Source organism: Pseudomonas sp. AC112, assembly GCF_979253545.1.
Genome location: NZ_CEEDCM010000001.1, coordinates 1599003 through 1616212, shown reverse-complemented (window position 1 = coordinate 1616212; position 17210 = coordinate 1599003). Strand labels below are relative to the sequence as shown.

19 protein-coding genes are annotated in these 17210 nt (G+C 60.8%); 10 read left to right on the top strand and 9 right to left on the bottom strand.

Translation table 11 applies throughout. The annotated features are described in order from the left end of the window. Positions 1 to 752 precede the first annotated feature (752 nt). Both AC0IYN_RS07675 and AC0IYN_RS07670 read left to right on the top strand, forming a co-directional pair. A complete protein-coding gene (locus AC0IYN_RS07675; protein ID WP_406598211.1) occupies positions 753 to 1520 on the top strand; it encodes an SDR family oxidoreductase in 768 nt (255 codons plus the stop codon). Between the two features lie 183 nt (positions 1521 to 1703). After that, a complete protein-coding gene (locus AC0IYN_RS07670; RefSeq protein ID WP_406598210.1) occupies positions 1704 to 2609 on the top strand; it encodes a cation diffusion facilitator family transporter in 906 nt (301 codons plus the stop codon). A 120-nt stretch (positions 2610 to 2729) separates the two neighbouring features. Here the strand turns inward: AC0IYN_RS07670 and AC0IYN_RS07665 are convergent, their stop codons facing one another. The 5 genes from AC0IYN_RS07665 to ureE form a co-directional block, all read right to left on the bottom strand. Then, complete coding sequence (locus tag AC0IYN_RS07665) at positions 2730 to 3839, bottom strand: AGE family epimerase/isomerase (protein ID WP_406598209.1); 1110 nt, start codon at positions 3837 to 3839, stop codon at positions 2730 to 2732. A 175-nt stretch (positions 3840 to 4014) separates the two neighbouring features. Further along, positions 4015 to 4587, bottom strand: coding sequence for a HupE/UreJ family protein (locus tag AC0IYN_RS07660; RefSeq protein WP_406598208.1), 573 nt, complete (start codon positions 4585 to 4587; stop codon positions 4015 to 4017). A gap of 22 nt (positions 4588 to 4609) precedes the next feature. Further along, positions 4610 to 5224 carry an urease accessory protein UreG gene (ureG, locus tag AC0IYN_RS07655; protein ID WP_003188109.1) on the bottom strand — a complete coding sequence of 205 codons (615 nt, stop codon included), beginning with the start codon at positions 5222 to 5224 and terminating at the stop codon, positions 4610 to 4612. Between the two features lie 12 nt (positions 5225 to 5236). Beyond that, on the bottom strand, positions 5237 to 5911 hold the full coding sequence (locus tag AC0IYN_RS07650; RefSeq protein WP_406598207.1) for an urease accessory protein UreF: 675 nt from the start codon (positions 5909 to 5911) through the stop codon (positions 5237 to 5239). Next, positions 5908 to 6408, bottom strand: coding sequence for an urease accessory protein UreE (gene ureE / locus AC0IYN_RS07645; protein WP_078046630.1), 501 nt, complete (start codon positions 6406 to 6408; stop codon positions 5908 to 5910). The genes AC0IYN_RS07650 and ureE overlap by 4 nt, the downstream gene beginning before the upstream one ends. A 277-nt stretch (positions 6409 to 6685) precedes the next feature. Here ureE and AC0IYN_RS07640 point away from each other — a divergent pair, with 277 nt between their 5' ends. Then, positions 6686 to 7183, top strand: coding sequence for a C40 family peptidase (locus AC0IYN_RS07640; protein WP_471840964.1), 498 nt, complete (start codon positions 6686 to 6688; stop codon positions 7181 to 7183). A gap of 5 nt (positions 7184 to 7188) precedes the next feature. Here AC0IYN_RS07640 and AC0IYN_RS07635 read toward each other — a convergent pair whose 3' ends face one another. Next, positions 7189 to 7821: a TetR family transcriptional regulator gene (locus tag AC0IYN_RS07635; protein ID WP_012721951.1), complete on the bottom strand. Its 633-nt coding sequence runs from the start codon at positions 7819 to 7821 to the stop codon at positions 7189 to 7191. Positions 7822 to 7974: 153 nt separating this feature from the next. Continuing rightward, on the bottom strand, positions 7975 to 8427 hold the full coding sequence (locus tag AC0IYN_RS07630; RefSeq protein ID WP_078046632.1) for a hypothetical protein: 453 nt from the start codon (positions 8425 to 8427) through the stop codon (positions 7975 to 7977). Positions 8428 to 8786: 359 nt separating this feature from the next. Here AC0IYN_RS07630 and AC0IYN_RS07625 point away from each other — a divergent pair, with 359 nt between their 5' ends. After that, positions 8787 to 10856: an AsmA family protein gene (locus tag AC0IYN_RS07625; RefSeq protein ID WP_471840962.1), complete on the top strand. Its 2070-nt coding sequence runs from the start codon at positions 8787 to 8789 to the stop codon at positions 10854 to 10856. A gap of 51 nt (positions 10857 to 10907) precedes the next feature. Here AC0IYN_RS07625 and AC0IYN_RS07620 read toward each other — a convergent pair whose 3' ends face one another. Continuing rightward, complete coding sequence (locus tag AC0IYN_RS07620) at positions 10908 to 11438, bottom strand: ferritin-like domain-containing protein (protein ID WP_078046634.1); 531 nt, start codon at positions 11436 to 11438, stop codon at positions 10908 to 10910. Positions 11439 to 11609: 171 nt separating this feature from the next. Here AC0IYN_RS07620 and AC0IYN_RS07615 point away from each other — a divergent pair, with 171 nt between their 5' ends. Further along, positions 11610 to 12500: an esterase/lipase family protein gene (locus tag AC0IYN_RS07615; RefSeq protein ID WP_457239027.1), complete on the top strand. Its 891-nt coding sequence runs from the start codon at positions 11610 to 11612 to the stop codon at positions 12498 to 12500. 113 nt (positions 12501 to 12613) lie between these two features. On the opposite strand, the gene AC0IYN_RS07610 is transcribed toward AC0IYN_RS07615, so the two are convergent. Next, positions 12614 to 13489, bottom strand: coding sequence for a DMT family transporter (locus tag AC0IYN_RS07610; RefSeq protein WP_406598203.1), 876 nt, complete (start codon positions 13487 to 13489; stop codon positions 12614 to 12616). Positions 13490 to 13586: 97 nt separating this feature from the next. Between AC0IYN_RS07610 and AC0IYN_RS07605 the strand changes: the two genes are divergently transcribed. The 5 genes from AC0IYN_RS07605 to AC0IYN_RS07585 all read left to right on the top strand — a co-directional run bounded on the left by AC0IYN_RS07605 (position 13587) and on the right by AC0IYN_RS07585 (position 17198). After that, positions 13587 to 14375 carry an AraC family transcriptional regulator gene (locus AC0IYN_RS07605; RefSeq protein ID WP_406598202.1) on the top strand — a complete coding sequence of 263 codons (789 nt, stop codon included), beginning with the start codon at positions 13587 to 13589 and terminating at the stop codon, positions 14373 to 14375. A 71-nt stretch (positions 14376 to 14446) separates the two neighbouring features. Next, positions 14447 to 14746, top strand: coding sequence for a PsiF family protein (locus tag AC0IYN_RS07600; protein ID WP_024073127.1), 300 nt, complete (start codon positions 14447 to 14449; stop codon positions 14744 to 14746). A gap of 176 nt (positions 14747 to 14922) precedes the next feature. After that, a complete protein-coding gene (locus tag AC0IYN_RS07595) occupies positions 14923 to 15936 on the top strand; it encodes an AI-2E family transporter (RefSeq protein WP_078046638.1) in 1014 nt (337 codons plus the stop codon). A gap of 60 nt (positions 15937 to 15996) precedes the next feature. Continuing rightward, positions 15997 to 16575 carry a hypothetical protein gene (locus AC0IYN_RS07590; protein ID WP_034105628.1) on the top strand — a complete coding sequence of 193 codons (579 nt, stop codon included), beginning with the start codon at positions 15997 to 15999 and terminating at the stop codon, positions 16573 to 16575. Positions 16576 to 16598: 23 nt separating this feature from the next. Beyond that, the gene (locus AC0IYN_RS07585) at positions 16599 to 17198 is read left to right on the top strand and encodes a hypothetical protein (RefSeq protein WP_471840959.1); all 600 of its coding nucleotides are present in this window, start codon (positions 16599 to 16601) and stop codon (positions 17196 to 17198) included. The last annotated feature ends 12 nt before the right edge of the window (positions 17199 to 17210 follow it).

The window sequence follows — 17210 nt, the reverse complement described above, 5'->3', positions numbered from 1 at the left end:
GCTTGCCTGCGATGCAAACGCCTCGGTCTATCAGTTGAACCGAGGAGATTCCATCGCAGGCAAGCCAGCTCCCACATTTGTTTTTGTGGTGTTCACAAGGCCGATGCCAAATTGTGGAAAACAAATCTGGCTCCCCTCCAAAGCGCGACATATAGCCGCCGCAAATCCCTGTTTTGTCACAGTTTTGACTTGTCCCCATCCGCTGTGGAACCGGCTGTGGGTAACGTGGGTGTAGCTGGCTGAACGCCAATAAATACGTGGCTTGTAGCGCGATGGTTGTTTTTTGATCAGGCGGTTTTTAGTGGCCGCCCCAGCACTTTGTCAACCTGTTTAAAGACACAGGTATATGACCGAAAAATGTCCATCCAGCCTGTGGATAAGTCTGTGACTAAACTCTGGAAAGACCGCCGCAGAGGCCGGAATGACTGGCCTGGAGCCATCGTTCCGGTTTCCCCTTCTTCCTGGGGCCTACATACGCTCCCACCAAGGTCAAGCAAAAAACTTTCTAAAACCGCCTGAAACCCTTGTGTATAGAGGCCTGAGGCATTTTGCACTTGCCCCCAAAGACTGTGGGCGCAGCTGTGGATAACCTGCGTGCACATAGCTGCAAGCCACGGTTTATATGGTCTTGCTCGTCATGGTTAAAAAATGATCAGGGGTGTATGAGGTTATGTGCATAGCGGTTGCCGCCATCGCGGCGTACGGGCATTCTGCTGGCTGATTTTTTCCCCGATGCCCGCAAGGAGAACACCATGTCCGACACGCTGTTTATTACTGGCGCAACCTCCGGTTTCGGCGAAGCCTGCGCCCGTCGTTTTGCCGAAGCCGGCTGGAAACTGGTGCTCACTGGCCGTCGTGCCGACCGCCTGAATGCGCTGGTCGAAGAACTTTCCAAGCAGACCGAAGTACACGGCCTGGTCGTGGACGTGCGTGACCGCAAGGGCATGGAAGACGCCATTGCCAACCTGCCTCCGTCGTTCGCCAAGCTGCGCGGGCTGATCAACAACGCTGGCCTGGCCGTGGGCACCGACCCTGCGCCCAAATGCAACCTCGACGATTGGGAAACCATGGTCGACACCAACATCAAGGGCCTGCTGACCACGACCAGCCTGCTGCTGCCGCGCCTGATCGCCCATGGCCGTGGCGCCGGTATCATCAACCTGGGCTCCATCGCCGGCAGCTACCCGTACCCCGGCAGCCATGTGTATGGCGGCTCCAAGGCGTTCGTGAAGCAGTTCTCGCTGAACCTGCGCTGCGACCTGCAGGGTACCGGCGTACGCGTCACCAACATTGAGCCAGGCCTGTGCGAGAGCGAGTTCTCGTTGGTGCGTTTTGGCGGTGACCAGGCGCGGTATGACGCGACTTATGCGGGTGCCGAGCCGATCCAGCCGCAGGACATCGCCGACACGATCTTCTGGGTGCTCAACACACCGGCGCACGTGAATATCAACCGGTTGGAGCTGATGCCGGTGAGCCAGACTTGGGCTGGGTTTGCGATTGAGCGTGGCGCCAAGGGCTGACGCTGCGTCCTGCTGGTTTTTGTGGTGAGCGAGCTTGCCTCGCGCGGGGCAAGCCCGCTCACCACAGGATCAGATTTTTACCGCTAACCATGTGGCAAATCGGCCAAAACACGACATAAGGTACACTCCACCCGGTAAAACCCCTCCGCACCGTGCGGATTTAAGGTTTTGACGGGAGGAAATGTGAGTAACCGAGGTGAGCAGGCACTGCTCAAACAATCGACCATCCTGATGTTCGCTGTCGCGATCGCCGGGATCGTCACGGGTGTGGTATCCGGCGCCCAATCCATTCTGTTCGACGGCTTTTTCTCGCTGATCGCCACCGCCATCAAGGTGTTGATGCTGATCACGGCCAAGCTGATCGCCAAGAAAAGCAACGAGCGCTTCCAGTTCGGCTATTGGCACCTGGAACCCATGGTGCTGCTGATCGAAGGCAGTTTCCTGTTGCTGATCGCCATCTATGCGTTCCTCAACGGTGTGTTCGGCATCATCAATGGCGGGCGCGAGATCGAGTTGGGGCTGGTGATCATCTACGCGGCGGTGTTCACCGTCGTCGAGTTCGCCTACTTCTTCTACGTGCGCTACCGCAATCGCAGGCTGAAATCATCGCTGATCCAGTTCGATAACATCAGTTGGCTGGTGGACGCGATGCTGTCGGTGGGCTTGCTGATCAGCTTCCTGGCGGCACTGGTGCTCAAGTCCCAGGGCTATGGCGAGTGGGCCGTATACGTCGACCCGTTGATCCTGATCCTGCTGGCCCTGAGCATGCTGGCGCCGGCGTTCAAGATCTTGCGCCCGGCATTGCGCGAGGTGCTGGGGATTGCGCCAGACCATCTCGACGACAAAGTGCGCGAGGTGATGGAAGCGGCGCAGGCCAAACATGGTTTCGACGACTACGTGTCCTACGTGCAAAAGCACGGGCGGGCGCGGTTTATCGAGATTCATGTGGTGTTGCCGGCGGATTACCCGGTGGATAACGTCGCGACCCTCGACGCGCTGCGCGAAGAGATATCCACAGGGCTCGGCACGCCGGATGCGGCGCGCTGGCTGACGATCAGCTTTACTGGAGATCGCAAGTGGATTGCGTGAGGTCAGCGAGACCGAGATGACGCCTTCGCGAGCAAGCCCGCTCCCACATTTCGACCGTGTTTCAAGGATGTACTCGGTCAAACTGTGGGAGCGGGCTTGCTCGCGAAGAGGCCCTGGCGTTCACCCAAGATGCTGGATCAGGCCCTGATAGCAAGTCGCCAAATGATAAGGCGTGGTCGACGGCATATCCCGCCGACTCACCGCCCCTTGGGCGTCCAGGCATTCGTTCCAGCCTTTTGCATGCAAGAAGTGCTGTTGCAGCGCCAGCAATTGGCGCTGCAACACCGCCTCGCTGTCCGGCCGCAAGGTCAGTGCGCGCAGGTACTCGGCCTGGGCCCAGATCCGCTGGGTGCCGTCGCGCACAGTGCCATCCAGCGCCAACATGCCGCTGACCGCACCGCTGGCGTTATCCACACCCTTGAGCTCGGCGTAGGCGAAAGCCCGCGTCAACGAAGCATGCAGTGGCGTACCGCGCAGCACACCCGAAGACTCCAGCAGAAAGAACCACTCGAATTGATGGCCCGGTTCGAACCAGTTATCCACAGCGCCCAGCGGTTTTTCCATCATCACGCCGTGCTGGCGGTCGATGAAACGCTGCTGCATGGCCGTCGCCAAGGCCAGCAGGGCCGCTTGCACCTGTGCGTCTTCACGCACGGCCAGGGTGGCGAGGAAACCTTCGGCCAGGTGCATCAGTGGGTTCTGCAACGGGCCGGACTTGAGGGACGACCAGTTGCGCTCCAGCACGGCTTCATACAATCCGTCGCCGGTGGAGAACCGCTCGGCGACCACTTCAAGGGCAGCATTGAGGACTGATTCCACCAGCGGCTCACGCACCTTGGCCCAGTAATGGGCGCAGGCAAAGATGATGAACGCGTGGGTGTAGAGGTCTTTGCGCTTGTCCAGCGGCTGGCCGGCCGGGTCGATGCTGTAGAACCAGCCGCCGTGCTCGGCATCGTGGAAGTGCCGTTGCAGGGAACGGAACAGCGCCGCCGCGCGCTCTTCGGCAAACCCTGCGCCGGGCTCGCCGATCAGGCTGGCGAACAGGTACAACTGCCGTGCACAGGCCATGGCGCGATAGCGTTGGGGGGGGAGCGGCTGGTGATCGGCGTCCAGCGCCTCATAGGGCAATGCCAACTCGGCGTTCCAGCCAGGGCCTTGCCAGAGCGGCACGATCAGGCTGTGGAAGTGCGTGAGCACGGTGTTCAAGGCGGGTTGGGAAGCGCTGGGCATTGGCTGGCGTCGTCACGGCAGGGGTGTAGGCGCGCATGGTATCAGGCTTGGGTTCTGTGGTGTCTTTGAGACCGTTATCGCGGGCAAGCCCGGCTCCCACATTTTTGATTTGCAAACCCAATCAAATGTGGCAGCTGGCTTGCCTGCGATGAGGCCCGTAAAAGCGCAACATCACTCAGCCCGCGAGCAACCACACCCCAGTCGCCGCCGAAGCCGCGCCCGCAATCCGCACCAACGGCGCCGCTGCGGCTGGCAGGAAGCGCACCACGGCATAACCGGCCGCGTGCAGCACCGCCGTTGCACCGACAAAACCCGCCGCATACGTCCAAGGGCTGGACATGTCCGGCAGTTCCAGGCCATGGGCCACGCCGTGGAACAGCGCAAACAAGGCCGTCGCCCCGACTGCCACGAACAACGGTGGACGCACCGCCAGCGCCACCGCCAAGCCCAGCGCCAGCACCGACGCGGCAATCCCGCTCTCCAGCGCTGGCAATTCCAGGCCTTCAAAACCCAGCACACCACCGATCAGCATAGTGCCCACGAAGGTGCACGGCAGTGCCCAGCGCGCGGCGCCCTTTTGTTGGGCGGCCCACAAGCCGACCGCCACCATGGCCAGCAGGTGGTCGATACCGCTCAAAGGGTGGCTGATGCCGGCCACCAGGCCATTGTCGCCATGGCCCGGATGAGCGAAGGCCAGGGCCGGGGCCAGCAGCAGGGCGGCGGCGGTGAAGAGTTTCTTGAGGCTCATGGACAGGTTCCTTATGGGTTGATCAGGCGGCGGTCAGCAGGCCTTGGCGTTCGATGAAGGCGACGATGTCATCCAGGCCGACACCGGTTTTCTGGTTGCTGAACACAAAGGGTTTACCGTTACGCATGCGCTGGGTGTCGCTGTTCATCAGCTCCAGCGAAGCGCCAACCAGCGGTGCCAGGTCGATCTTGTTGATCACCAGCAGGTCGGATTTGCAAATACCAGGCCCGCCCTTGCGTGGCAGCTTGTCGCCGGCGGACACATCGATCACGTAGATAGTCAGGTCGGACAGCTCCGGGCTGAAGGTCGCCGAGAGGTTGTCACCGCCGGACTCCACCAGGATCAGATCCAGGCCGGGGAAGCGGCGGTTGAGTTGATCCACCGCCTCCAGGTTGATCGAGGCGTCTTCGCGGATCGCCGTGTGCGGGCAGCCGCCGGTTTCCACACCGATGATGCGTTCCGGCGCCAGGGCCTGGTTGCGCACCAGGAAGTCGGCGTCTTCGCGGGTGTAGATATCGTTGGTGACCACGGCCAGGTTGTAGCGGTCGCGCAGTGCGAGGCACAGGGCCAAGGTCAGGGCGGTCTTGCCGGAACCGACCGGGCCGCCAATGCCGACGCGCAGGGGTTGTGTATTCATGGGTGTGTTCTCCTAGGAACGGAACAGGCGGCTGTACTGGCGCTCGTGGGCCATGCACGCCAGGGACAGGCCAAACGCGGCACTGCCGAAACGGGTGGGGTCGATGCGGCTGGCAGCTTGCTGGGCTTGCTGTAATAGCGGCAGCAGTTCGCTGGTCAGGCGCTGGGCGGCTTGCTGGCCCAAGGGCAGGGTCTTCATCAGCACGGCCAATTGGTTTTCCAGCCAGCTCCATAGCCAGGCGGCGAGGGCATCGGCGGGGCTGATGCCCCAGGCGCGGGCGGCGAGGGCCCACCCCAAGGCCAAGTGGGGCTCGGGGGTTTGTGCGAGGAAGTCGCGCGCAGCGTCGTCCAATTCCGGCAGGCCGTTGAGCAATTGTTGCAGGGAGTAGCCCATCTGCCGGCTCTCCTGATACAGCTCGCGGGTCTCGCGGCTGGCGCGGTGTTCGTCGCACAGCTGCGCCAGGCGCGACCAATTTGCGTCCAGGGCGGCCTGGCAATGGGCGAGCAGCAGCGGTGCCTCGAAACGCGCAAGGTTGAGCAGCAACTGATCGCTGATCCAGCGTCTTGCACTGGTTGCGTCAGCGACGCGGCCGTTCTCCACTGCCATTTCCAGGCCCTGGGAATAGCTGTAGCCGCCAATCGGCAATTGCGGACTGGCCAGACGCAGCAGCGCCCAGGCTGGGTTCATAGACGCACGCCGAACTGATGCAGCTTGGGCGGGTAGTTGAAGTCTTCATCGCCATGGCGCGAGTGATGGTGCCCGCCGCCGTAGGCGCCATGCTCCGGCTGGAACGGCGCCTCGATGGTTTCGGTGTGCGCACCCAGCTGTTCGAGCATGGCCTTGAGCACATAGTCGTCGAGCAGGCGCAACCAGCCATCGCCCACTTGCAGCGCTACGTGGCGGTTGCCCAGGTGATAGGCCGCGCGGGTCAGTTCAAACGCACTGCTGCACGTCACGTGTAAGAGTTGTTCAGGCCGAGCGCACACGCGTACGACGCGTCCGTCCTCGGCCTGCAGGCATTCGCCATCGTGAAGCGGTGGTTGGCCACGCTCCAGGAAAAGGCCAACGTCTTCACCGTCGGCACTGAAACAGCGCAGGCGGCTTTTGCTGCGTGCTTCGAAATTCAGCAGCAACTCGGCAGCCCAGAGGGCTTGGGGGGCGATTCGACGGTGGATCACCAGCATCAGGAAGCTTCCAGCTATGAGCGATGAAACAGCTAGAGCAAGGGGCTTGCCAACCTTGTTGGGGATTAGGAATTGCCTGTAGGCAAGTGAGGCAGCGCCACTAAATAGGGCGAGCGAAGACGGACTAATTGCGCCAAAGTGGTGCGAGGTATTGCGTGTTGCACAAGCGGTGGGCGTTTTAGGATTTTCCCTACAAGGTCTAAGGAAACGGCGTTCATCAGCTTACCTGCGAGATCATTAGTCTGTGCGCCGTGTTTAATCCACTGCGACGTTCATCATGTTCAAGTCACTTTGTTACCTGTTTATTGCCAGCCTGGCATTCGCGCTTTCATCGGCCTCCGCCTCTCTACAGCCCCATACGTCTTTCTCGGCCTCACTGAAGGAAGTGTCCATCAACGATGTGATCGACCGCGCCCACGAACTGCTGGGCATCCCTTACAAATGGGGCGGCACCTCGGCGGACCAGGGCTTCGATTGCAGCAGTTTCCTGGTCTATCTGTTCAAGACCGAGGCCAATATCCAGATACCGCGCACCACCGCCGCGATGCACCGATCAACCGCCGCGACCATCAAGCGCACTGCGCTCAAGCCCGGTGATGCGGTGTTTTTCAAAGGTAATGGGCGCGGCCAGATTAGCCATGTGGGCCTTTATATCGGTGAGGGCAAATTCATCCATTCGCCGCGCACGGGCAAGAGCATCCGCATCGACTCGTTGAGCAACACGTACTGGAACAAGCACTACACCACGGCCAAGCGTTTCCACTCGGCGGGGTGATCGCGTTATTCGGTGCTGCCCAGGCCTTGCCAGTGCTTCAAGCCGATAAAGATAAAGCGCAATTGCTGGGTGATTTTCGCCTGGGGCGTGAGGTGGTCGGGCAGGGCCTGGGCCGGTGGGTCGATGATATCGGGGAGGGTGGCGAACACACTTTTGACGATCAGGTCGGCCATCACGTGCAAGCCTTCGGGATCCAGGTGCTGCAGCTTGGGCATCAGCGTCAGGTCGGCCGCCAAGTCGCGGGTGATGTCTTCGCGCAATGCACCGATGGCCTGGCGCACGGCCAGGCAGCCGCCGTACTGCTCGCGGGCCAGGAAGAGGAATTGCGATCGGTTGGCCGAGACCACATCGAGGAAGATCCGCACGGAGGCATCGATAATGCCGCCCATCACGAATTCGTTGTGGCGCACCAGACGGATCGTGGCGCGGAAGGTCTGTCCCACTTCACTCACCAGCACAAGGCCAAGCTGGTCCATGTCGGCAAAGTGGCGATAGAAACCGGTGGGCACGATGCCGGCCGTCTTCGCCACTTCGCGCAGGCTCAGGCTGCCAAACCCACGGCCACACTCCATCAGATGGCGGGCTGCGTCCATCAGGGCGAGGCGGGTCTGTTGCTTCTGTTCGGCGCGGGGCAGCATTGGCGGGTGGGCTTTGTCGGCAAGTACAGCGACGCACTCTAGCAAAACAGCTTCGCTGGCGTCGAACTTGGCTGGGAGGGCATGCGTGACAAGGTCTACAAAAAGTCAAAAGCCCGATCGGCTGATCGGGCTTTTTTATGGGCCACCACGGGGTTAGCTCTGTGCTTGATGCAGTTCTTGCAGACGGTCTGCACCACCTTCGGCAACACCTTCGGTGTAGGCGCGTTTGTTGGCTTGTTCAGCACCGCCTTCGACCAGGCCTTTCTGTTCGAGGCGATCACGACCACCTTCGGCGACAGCGTTACGTTCCAGCAAGCGATCAGCACCGCCTTCAACCAGACCTTTCTGTTCCAGGCGGTTGCGACCGTTTTCGGTCAGGCCTTCGGTGTAAGCGCGTTTGTTGGCTTGTTCCGAACCATTTTCAGCAACAGCACCTTTGGCGTAGTCACGGTTCTCTTCTTCTTGCGAACCGCTGCGAGCGACAGTCTGGCTGTAATGAACGGCGTCAGCTTTAACTTGTGGGGTGGCCTGTTCGGCGGCTGGCAGGGCAAAGGCACTGGAAGCCAGGATGGATAACAGGGCGGTAGCGAGTACTTGGCGTTTCATGATGGGTTGCTCCTTGGGAGGGCGATAAAGTGGGTACAGGGCTAATGCTACTCTCGATAAGTCGATATAAAAGTTCATAAACACAATGGTAATAATCAACAGAATTGATTGTTCTAGGCGGAGGCTCTAGAACGGGCCTCTCAAGCACGCGGTTTTGCACCGGGGTGGGTATTTTCGACACGCACATGGGTAACATTGGTGCGCCGTCCCTGGCGGAATCTGTCGGGGTGGTCAGAAATCGAGGTTTTTCCTGGCAAATCGGGGATTGGGTTAAACCCCCGCGCGGTTTGCCAGTCGTAGTTCTATAAGCTGTCCTAAATGGCTGTGACCCAGCCAGTCGTATTCAGGAGTCCTGTGCAATGACGCGCACTCGTAAAATCATCGCTTGGAGCTGCGCCAGCTTCGTTCTGTTAATCGCCGTGGTGGTTGTGGTCCTGGTGTTCTTTGACTGGAACCGCATCAAGCCGACCCTCAATGCCAAGGTTTCCGAAGAGCTGCACCGACCGTTTGCCATCAATGGCAACCTGGCGGTGGTGTGGGCGCGTGAGCCCGATGAAGGGGGCTGGCGCGCCTGGGTGCCGTGGCCTCATGTGATTGCCGAAGACCTGACCCTGGGCAACCCTGAATGGTCGAAAACCCCGCAGATGGTCACGCTCAAAAAGGTTGAGCTGCGCATTTCGCCGCTGGCATTGCTGGTACAGCGCGTGGTGATCCCGCGCATCGACCTCACCGAGCCGAGCGCGCAATTGCAGCGCCTGGCCGACGGCCGCGCCAACTGGACCTTCAAGTTCGACCCCAAGGACCCGAACGCCGAGCCCTCCAATTGGGTGGTAGACATCGGTGCCATCGGTTTCGACAAAGGCCATGTGACCCTCGACGACCAAACCCTCAAGACCCAACTGGATGTGATCATCGATCCGCTGGGCAAGCCCATCCCCTTCGGCGAAATCGTCGGCGATGCCGATGCCAAGAAGGCGCTGGAAAAAGGCTCCGCCCCGCAGGACTACGCGTTTGGCCTCAAGGTCAAAGGCCAATACCACGGCCAGAAGCTCGACGGCAGCGGCAAGATCGGCGGCCTGCTCGCCCTGCAGGACGCGGCCAAGCCGTTCCCCTTGCAGGCCCAGGTCAAGATTGCCGACACCAGCATCGCCCTGGCCGGCACGCTCACTGACCCGCTCAACCTGGGGGCCCTCGACCTGCGCCTGAAACTCGCCGGCTCCAGCCTGGGCAACCTCTACCCACTGACTGGCGTGACCCTGCCGGACTCGCCAGCCTACTCCACCGACGGCCATCTGATCGCCAAACTGCACGAAGCCAGCGGCGCCTCGTTCAGCTATGAAAACTTCAACGGCAAGATCGGCAACAGCGATATCCACGGCAACCTCGCCTACGTCGCCAGCCAGCCACGGCCCAAGCTCAGTGGCGCGCTGGTCTCCAACCAATTGCTGATGACCGACCTCGCGCCCTTGATTGGCGCCGATTCCAATGCCAAGCAAAAAGCCCGTGGCGGCGACAGCAAGCAGCCAGCGACCAAAGTGCTGCCGGTGGAAGAGTTCCGCACCGAGCGCTGGCGCGTCATGGATGCCGATGTGGAATTCACCGGCAAGCGCATCGTGCACAGTGCCGAGCTGCCCTTCACCGACCTCTACACCCACTTGGTGCTCAATGACGGTGAGCTGAGCCTGGAACCCCTGCGTTTCGGCGTGGCCGGCGGCAAGCTGGACGCGCAGATTCGCTTGAATGGCCGCACGGTACCGATGGAAGGCCGCGCCAAACTCACCGCGCGCAACTTCAAGCTCAAGCAGCTGTTCCCAACCTTTGAACCGATGAAAACCAGTTTCGGTGAGCTTAACGGCGATGCCGACATTTCCGGGCGCGGCAACTCGGTCGCAGCACTGCTGGGCACCTCCAACGGTGACCTCAAGATGCTGATCAACGACGGCGCTATAAGCCGTGGCCTGATGGAAATCGCCGGGCTCAACGTGGGCAACTACGTGGTGGGCCGCCTGTTTGGCGACAAGGAAGTGAAGATCAACTGCGCGGCGGCGGACTTCGGGATCAAGACCGGCCTGGCGACCACGCGGTTGTTTGTGTTCGATACCGAGAACGCCATCATCTACATCGATGGCACCGCGAACATGGCCACGGAGCAATTGGACCTGACCATCACCCCGGAATCGAAAGGCTTCCGCCTGTTCTCCCTGCGTTCACCGTTGTACGTTAACGGGCCGTTCATCAAGCCGAACGCCGGCGTGAAAGCCATTCCCTTGGCGCTGCGTGGTGCAGGCATGGTGGCGCTCGGTGTCATCGCTGGCCCGGCGGCCGGGCTGCTGGCATTGGTTGCCCCAAGTGGCGGCGAGCCGAACGAGTGCGCACCGTTGCTGCAACAGATGAAGGAAGGCAAGGCACCGAAAACCGTAAAAGGTTGATCGGCCACAAAAAAGGAGCCGGCAAGCCGGCTCCTACAGGGTATTGCGGGGTTACAGGCTTTCTAGGATGTCGGCCATATCGTCGGCATGCTCTTCTTCCTGGGCCAGGATTTCTTCGAAGAGGCGGCGCGTGGTTGGGTCTGTATCGCCGATGTACTGGATGATTTCGCGGTAGCTGTCCACGGCAATGCGCTCGGCTACCAAGTCTTCGTAGACCATTTCCTTCAAGTTATTGCCTGCCACGTACTGTGCGTGGGAGTTCTTCGACAGCAGGTCCGGGTTGAACTCCGGCTCACCGCCCAACTGCACGATGCGCTCGGCGAGCTTGTCGGCGTGTTCGGCTTCCTGGGTAGCGTGCTCAAGGAATTCCTGCGCGGCGACTGCCGCCTTGATGCCGCTGGCCATGAAGTAGTGGCGCTTGTAGCGCAATACGCAGACCAACTCGGTGGCCAGCGAGGCGTTCAGCAGGCGAATGATTTCTTCGCGATCGGCGTCGTAGCCCTCGGTCACGGCACCGTTTTCGACGTTCTGGCGGGCGCGGCTGCGCAGGGTCGCAACGTCAGTCAAGTTTGCTTCAGTCATTTCAATCTCCTGGGGCTAATCCGGTTTTGCGCCACGCTCTACCGGCGTGATCGCTCCAAGTTGTGAGTCCCAGGCAACGCAAAAAGTTTTATCGGATTTTCCGGCCGCGTCATCAGCCGGACTTGAGGCTGGGCTAGGCTGCATGGATCAGATTAAGAGGATGCCCGGTTCATGCCGCAGTCGTTGGCCACGCGTTACCCCCTGGTGTTGGTGCCGGGCATGCTCGGATTTGTGCGCCTGGTTTGGTTCCCCTACTGGTACGGCATCGTCCCGGCGCTGCGGGCGGGCGGGGCGCAGGTGTTTCCCGTGCAGGTGGCGCCGCTGGATTCCAGCGAGGTGCGCGGCGAGCAATTGCTGGCGCACATCGAACGCATCCGCCGCGACACCGGGGTCGACAAAGTCAACCTGATCGGCCATAGCCAGGGCTCGCTCACCGCGCGGTATGCGGCGGCCAAACGTCCGGAGTGGGTGGCGTCGGTGACGTCCGTGGCCGGCCCCAATCATGGCTCGGAGCTGGCGGACCATATCCATCTTCATTATCCCGCTGACGGCGTAAAAGGCCGACTCATGAGCGCACTGTTTCATCTGGTCGCCTTCGTGATGGGCGTGCTGGAAACCGGCTATCGCGGGCCACGCTTCAAGGCGGACTTGCAGGCGTCCCATCACTCCCTGACCAGCGCCGGCGTGGCGCTGTTCAATCGAAATTATCCACAGGGGTTGCCGCAGACATGGGGCGGGCAGGGCGCGGAAGTGGTCAACGGCGTGCGCTATTACTCATGGTCCGGCACCTTGCAGCCGGGCATTACCGACCGCGGTCGTAACCTGTTCGACGGTACGAACCGCAGTTGCCGCCTATTCGCCCGCAGCTTCGTGCGCGAAAAGGGCCAGTGCGACGGCATGGTCGGGCGCTACAGCTCACACCTGGGGTTGGTGATCGGCGATGACTACGCCCTTGACCACTTCGATATCGTCAACCAGTCCATGGGCCTGGTGGGCAAGGGCGCGGAGCCGATCCGTCTATTTGTCGAGCATGCGCAAAGGCTCAAGGCTGCTGGAGTTTAGTCGGGAGACCGCGTTTTCGTTCTTCGCGAGCAAGCCCGCTCCCACATTCGACCGAGTTCCACCTTTGGAATGTGGCCGAATGTGGGAGCTGGCTTGCCTGCGATAGCGACGGTTCAGGCAGCACTGACCGGCGTGGTCCAGCGCTCCGACAAGATCACCCCACCCAAGGTCAATAGGCCGCCCACCAGGTGATACAGCGCCAGTTCTTCCTTCAACACCACTGCCGCAATCAGCGCGGTGATCAATGGCAGCAGGTTGAAAAACAGCGTGGTGCGGCTCGGGCCCAAGGTCTTCACCGAGTGCATCCACGCCAGCGGCGCGACCATCGAGGCCAACAGGCACGCGTACAGCACCAGTGGAATGTTCGCCCAACCCAAGCCAGCTTTCGCCGAAAACAGAAACAGCGGAAACAGCACCACCACCGCCACCAGCACCTGCAGATACAGCAACACCAGCGGCGGCAGGCGCAGCTGCCATTTTTTCAGCAGGGTGCTGTAGACCGCGTAGGCCAGGGTCGCGACCAGCATCATGCCGTCCCCCAGGTTGACCCCGTGCTGCAACAGCGCGTCGAGGCTGCCGGCGGAAACCACCACCACCACGCCAGCGAATGACAGCACGGCACCGGTCATCGCGCCGTAGGTCAGGCGTTGGCCGAGGCTGATAATGGCCGCCGTCAGTGCCATCAATGGCATCAACGACAGGATGATGCCCATGTTGGTCGCGGTGGTGAGCGACGCGGCGTAATACGCCAGGCTCTGGTACACCGCCATGCCCAACACACCGAGGATGAACACCTTGCCCAGGTTCGGACGGATCAACGCCCAGTTGGCGATCACCGGCTTGATCATGAACGGCGTGAACAGCAGCGCCGCCAGCAACCAGCGGTAAAAGCCAATTTCCGCCGGGAACAGTGCGCCCACGGCTAGCTTGTTGACGACGGTGTTGCCGGCCCAGATGAAAATGGCCAGCAAGGGATAAGCGTATTGCATCGAAAGGAACCAGGTGTGTTGATGAGGCGGGATTATCCATTGTCTGGATCGAAGCCTATACTGCGATCCAGACAACCGACCTCTGTATCCAGACAATATGGCCAAGCACAACGTACGCCTGGCGGATTTCCCCCGGCTGCCGAGCCCGGTGTACTTCCGCTATTCGGATTTCGCCCCGGACACCGAATGCACCCCGCACCAGCATTTATGGGGCTCGCTGGATTACTCGGCCAGCGGCGTGATGCGCATGGAAGTGGCCGGCAACCGCTTCATGTCACCCCCGCAATACGCCGTGTGGGTGCCGCCGCATACCGAACACAGCTCCTACAATGCCGAGGCCATTGTCTACCACTCGGTCGGGTTGGCGCCGGAACTCTGCGAGCAGTTGCCGCAGCAGCCTTGCACCCTGGCCATCAGTGACATCCTCAAGGCCATCCTCAGCGACTTCGCCCAGCGCGATGTGAACATGCCGCAGACTGAGTCCGACATCCGCCTGGCCCAGGTGCTGGTGGACCAGCTCAAGCAAGCGCCGATTCATGAGTGTTTCTTGCCCTACGCCCGCCACCCCGGCCTGCTCGGCGTGCTGGAAGGCCTGCAGGCCGACCCCGGAGACAACCGCCCGCTGGCGCATTGGGCCGAACAGGTGCATGTGAGCGAGCGCACCCTGGCGCGTCAGTTTGTGCGCGAGCTGGGCATGAGCTTTGGCGAGTGGCGCCAGCGCTTGCGTTACCTGGCGGCCATCGAGGCTCTCGACAGCGATCGCAGCGTGCAACATGTGGCGTTTGACCTGGGCTACAGCACCGCCTCGGCGTTTATCGCCATGTTCCAGCGCCAGGCCGGCTGCACCCCTGAGCAGTATCGACGGACACACATCCGCGGCCGATGAAGATGTAACAAGCTTTGACTACACTGCTGGGTAGGCCGTGCCCCCCGGTGCGGTAACAGGGAGAAAACTCCATGAAGATGCTGCGAATTCCGCTGTTGATGATGGGCCTGCTGCTGTGTTCCCAAGGTTTTGCCGCCACCGCCCAGCAAAACAAAATGACCACCTGCAACGCCGAAGCCACCACCAAGACGCTCAAGGGTGACGAGCGCAAGGCCTTTATGAAGACCTGCCTGTCGGCCCCGGCAGCCAATGACGCCAAGACCCTGACACCGCAGCAGCAGAAGATGAAGGATTGCAACGCGGACGCCAAGACCAAAGCCTTGACCGGCGACGCGCGCAAAACCTTTATGAGCACCTGCCTGAAGAAATAATAGCCCCAGGCCATAGAAGGCTGCGACACTCGCACACAGCCCCCTGTAGGAGCTGGCTTGCCAGCGAAAAAACGTGAACGTTGGCGCGTTCATTCAGACTAAACGCGGTGCACTTGCGTTTTTCGCCGGCAAGCCGGCTCCTACACATCCTTTAACGCCGTTCGTTTTGAGGCTGTATGCCAACGTTTTCTCAACGTCACGTGATATTGCTGGCCAGCTACATCATCATTTTCGGCGGGTTGCTGCTGGTCCTGCCGCTCAAATTGCTGCCCAGCCTGCTGGCCGGCCTGTTGGTCTATGAACTGGTCAACATGCTCACCCCCCAACTGCAGCGATTGATCGAAGGCCGGCGCGCGCGTTGGCTGGCGGTGGCGTTGCTCGGCACCCTGATCGTCAGCGTGCTGACCCTGATTTTTGCCGGCGCCATCAGCTTCCTGCTCCACGAAGCGGAAAACCCCGGGGCGTCCCTCGACAAATTCATGGGCGTGGTCGACCGTGCGCGCGGGCAGTTGCCGCCGTTCCTTGACGCCTATCTGCCCGCCAGCGCCGCCGAGTTCCGCGTGGCCATTGGCGACTGGCTGAGCAAGCATCTGAGCGAACTGCAGCTTGTGGGTAAGGATGCTGCCCACATGTTCGTCACGTTGCTGATCGGCATGGTGCTCGGTGCGATCATCGCCCTGCAGCGCGTGCCCGACCTGACCAAACGCAAACCCCTGGCCGCCGCGCTGTTCGACCGCTTGCACCTGCTGGTCCAGGCGTTTCGCAACATCGTCTTCGCGCAAATCAAGATCGCCGCGCTCAATACCGCGTTCACCGCCATATTCCTCGCTGTGGTGCTGCCGCTGTGCGGCATCCACCTGCCGCTGACCAAAACCCTGATCGTGCTGACCTTCCTGCTCGGCCTGCTGCCGGTGATCGGCAACCTGATGTCCAACACCCTGATCACCATCGTCGCGCTGTCGTTGTCGATTTGGGTCGCAGTGGCGGCGCTGGGTTACCTGATCGTGATCCACAAGGTCGAGTACTTCCTCAACGCGCGGATCGTGGGCGGGCAGATCAGTGCCAAGTCCTGGGAATTGCTCCTGGCGATGCTGGTGTTTGAAGCCGCCTTCGGCTTGCCGGGCGTGGTGGCGGGGCCGATTTACTATGCGTACCTGAAAAGCGAGTTAAAGCTCGGCGGGATGGTTTGACGCAATAACTGAAGTGCTGTTGCTTCGTGGACTTTAAAGGGACTTAGAGGGATACAAGCTGTGAGCGACAATATCTATGCTCCGCCAACGGCGGAATTGTCTGAGGCGGTAAAGCCCGCTGCCGAGTTTTATGTCATTTCCCAGAAAAAGCTGCTGATTCTGAGCCTGCTCAGTTTTGGGCTGTACACCTATGTCTGGGCGTATAAAAACTGGAGCCTGTACAAGAAAGCCAACCAAGCCGATATCTTGCCGTTGGCGCGCGCGTTCTTTTTTATCTTCTTTGTGCACAAGCTTTACCGCCTTGCCTACCGGCGGGTGGTCGAGAGCGGCCGAAAATTCGATTTCGATTTTGAGCAATGGGCGACGGTGTTTGTGGTGGTGACTGTGGGCGCCAACGTGTTCGACGCCGTGGCTGCGCGCGTCGAGGCGTTGTTTGCCTATAAAAGCCTGACGCTCCTGGCGCTGCCTCTTTGTGCCTACATCCTTCAACAATCCCAGGCCCTGATCAATTTTGCCGCCGGCGACCCGGAAGGTCAGAGCAACGCTCGGTTCAATCCGTGGAACTACTTGGTGATCGTGCCCGGTATTGTCATGTGGGGCCTGACATTTCTTGGGCTGTGGGCGATCTATTTTCGCTAGCCCCCCGCAAAAAGGACTCCTCCATGAACAAGGAATTAAGCGTCGTACTCCTCGCCATCGGCTTTTCGGCACTGGTCGGCTGTTCCGCAGCCGGTGTCGTGGCCAGTTCCGATCCCCGGCAAAAGTTGGCTGACGCCGACGCGTTACTGGATCAGGGGCGGCCACTGCCGGCCGAGCGCTTGATTGCCGAGGCCGTGCAACGGTGCACGGCGGCCGGGGATCAGTTGTGCCTGGCGGACGCTTATCGCGGGTATGGATTGTTTTTCATGTCGTCGGCGTTGGCCAGCCAGAAGGACCGCTATACGACGCAGGGCTTTCGTGACACCACGGCGACCTACGAACAGCGCTACGTGAAAGCCAATGAGTACCTGGAGAAGTCCCGGGCGATCTATGCCCATGCCGGGCGGTTTGAGGTGGTGACCAATCTCAATTTGAACCGGGGCTTTGCCTACGAGATGGCGGGGGATAAGTCGGCGGCTTGCCAGGCCTATGTTGATAGCCTGGCGGCAAGTCGGGAGAACGCGCGGCTCAAGCCGGGCGCCGTGATCCAAGTGCCGGCCAAGTACGGGACATTTGAGCAGTACATCGGCGTGCAAAAAGCGCGGGTGGGGTGTGGCGTTTAGCGTCTTGGGGCG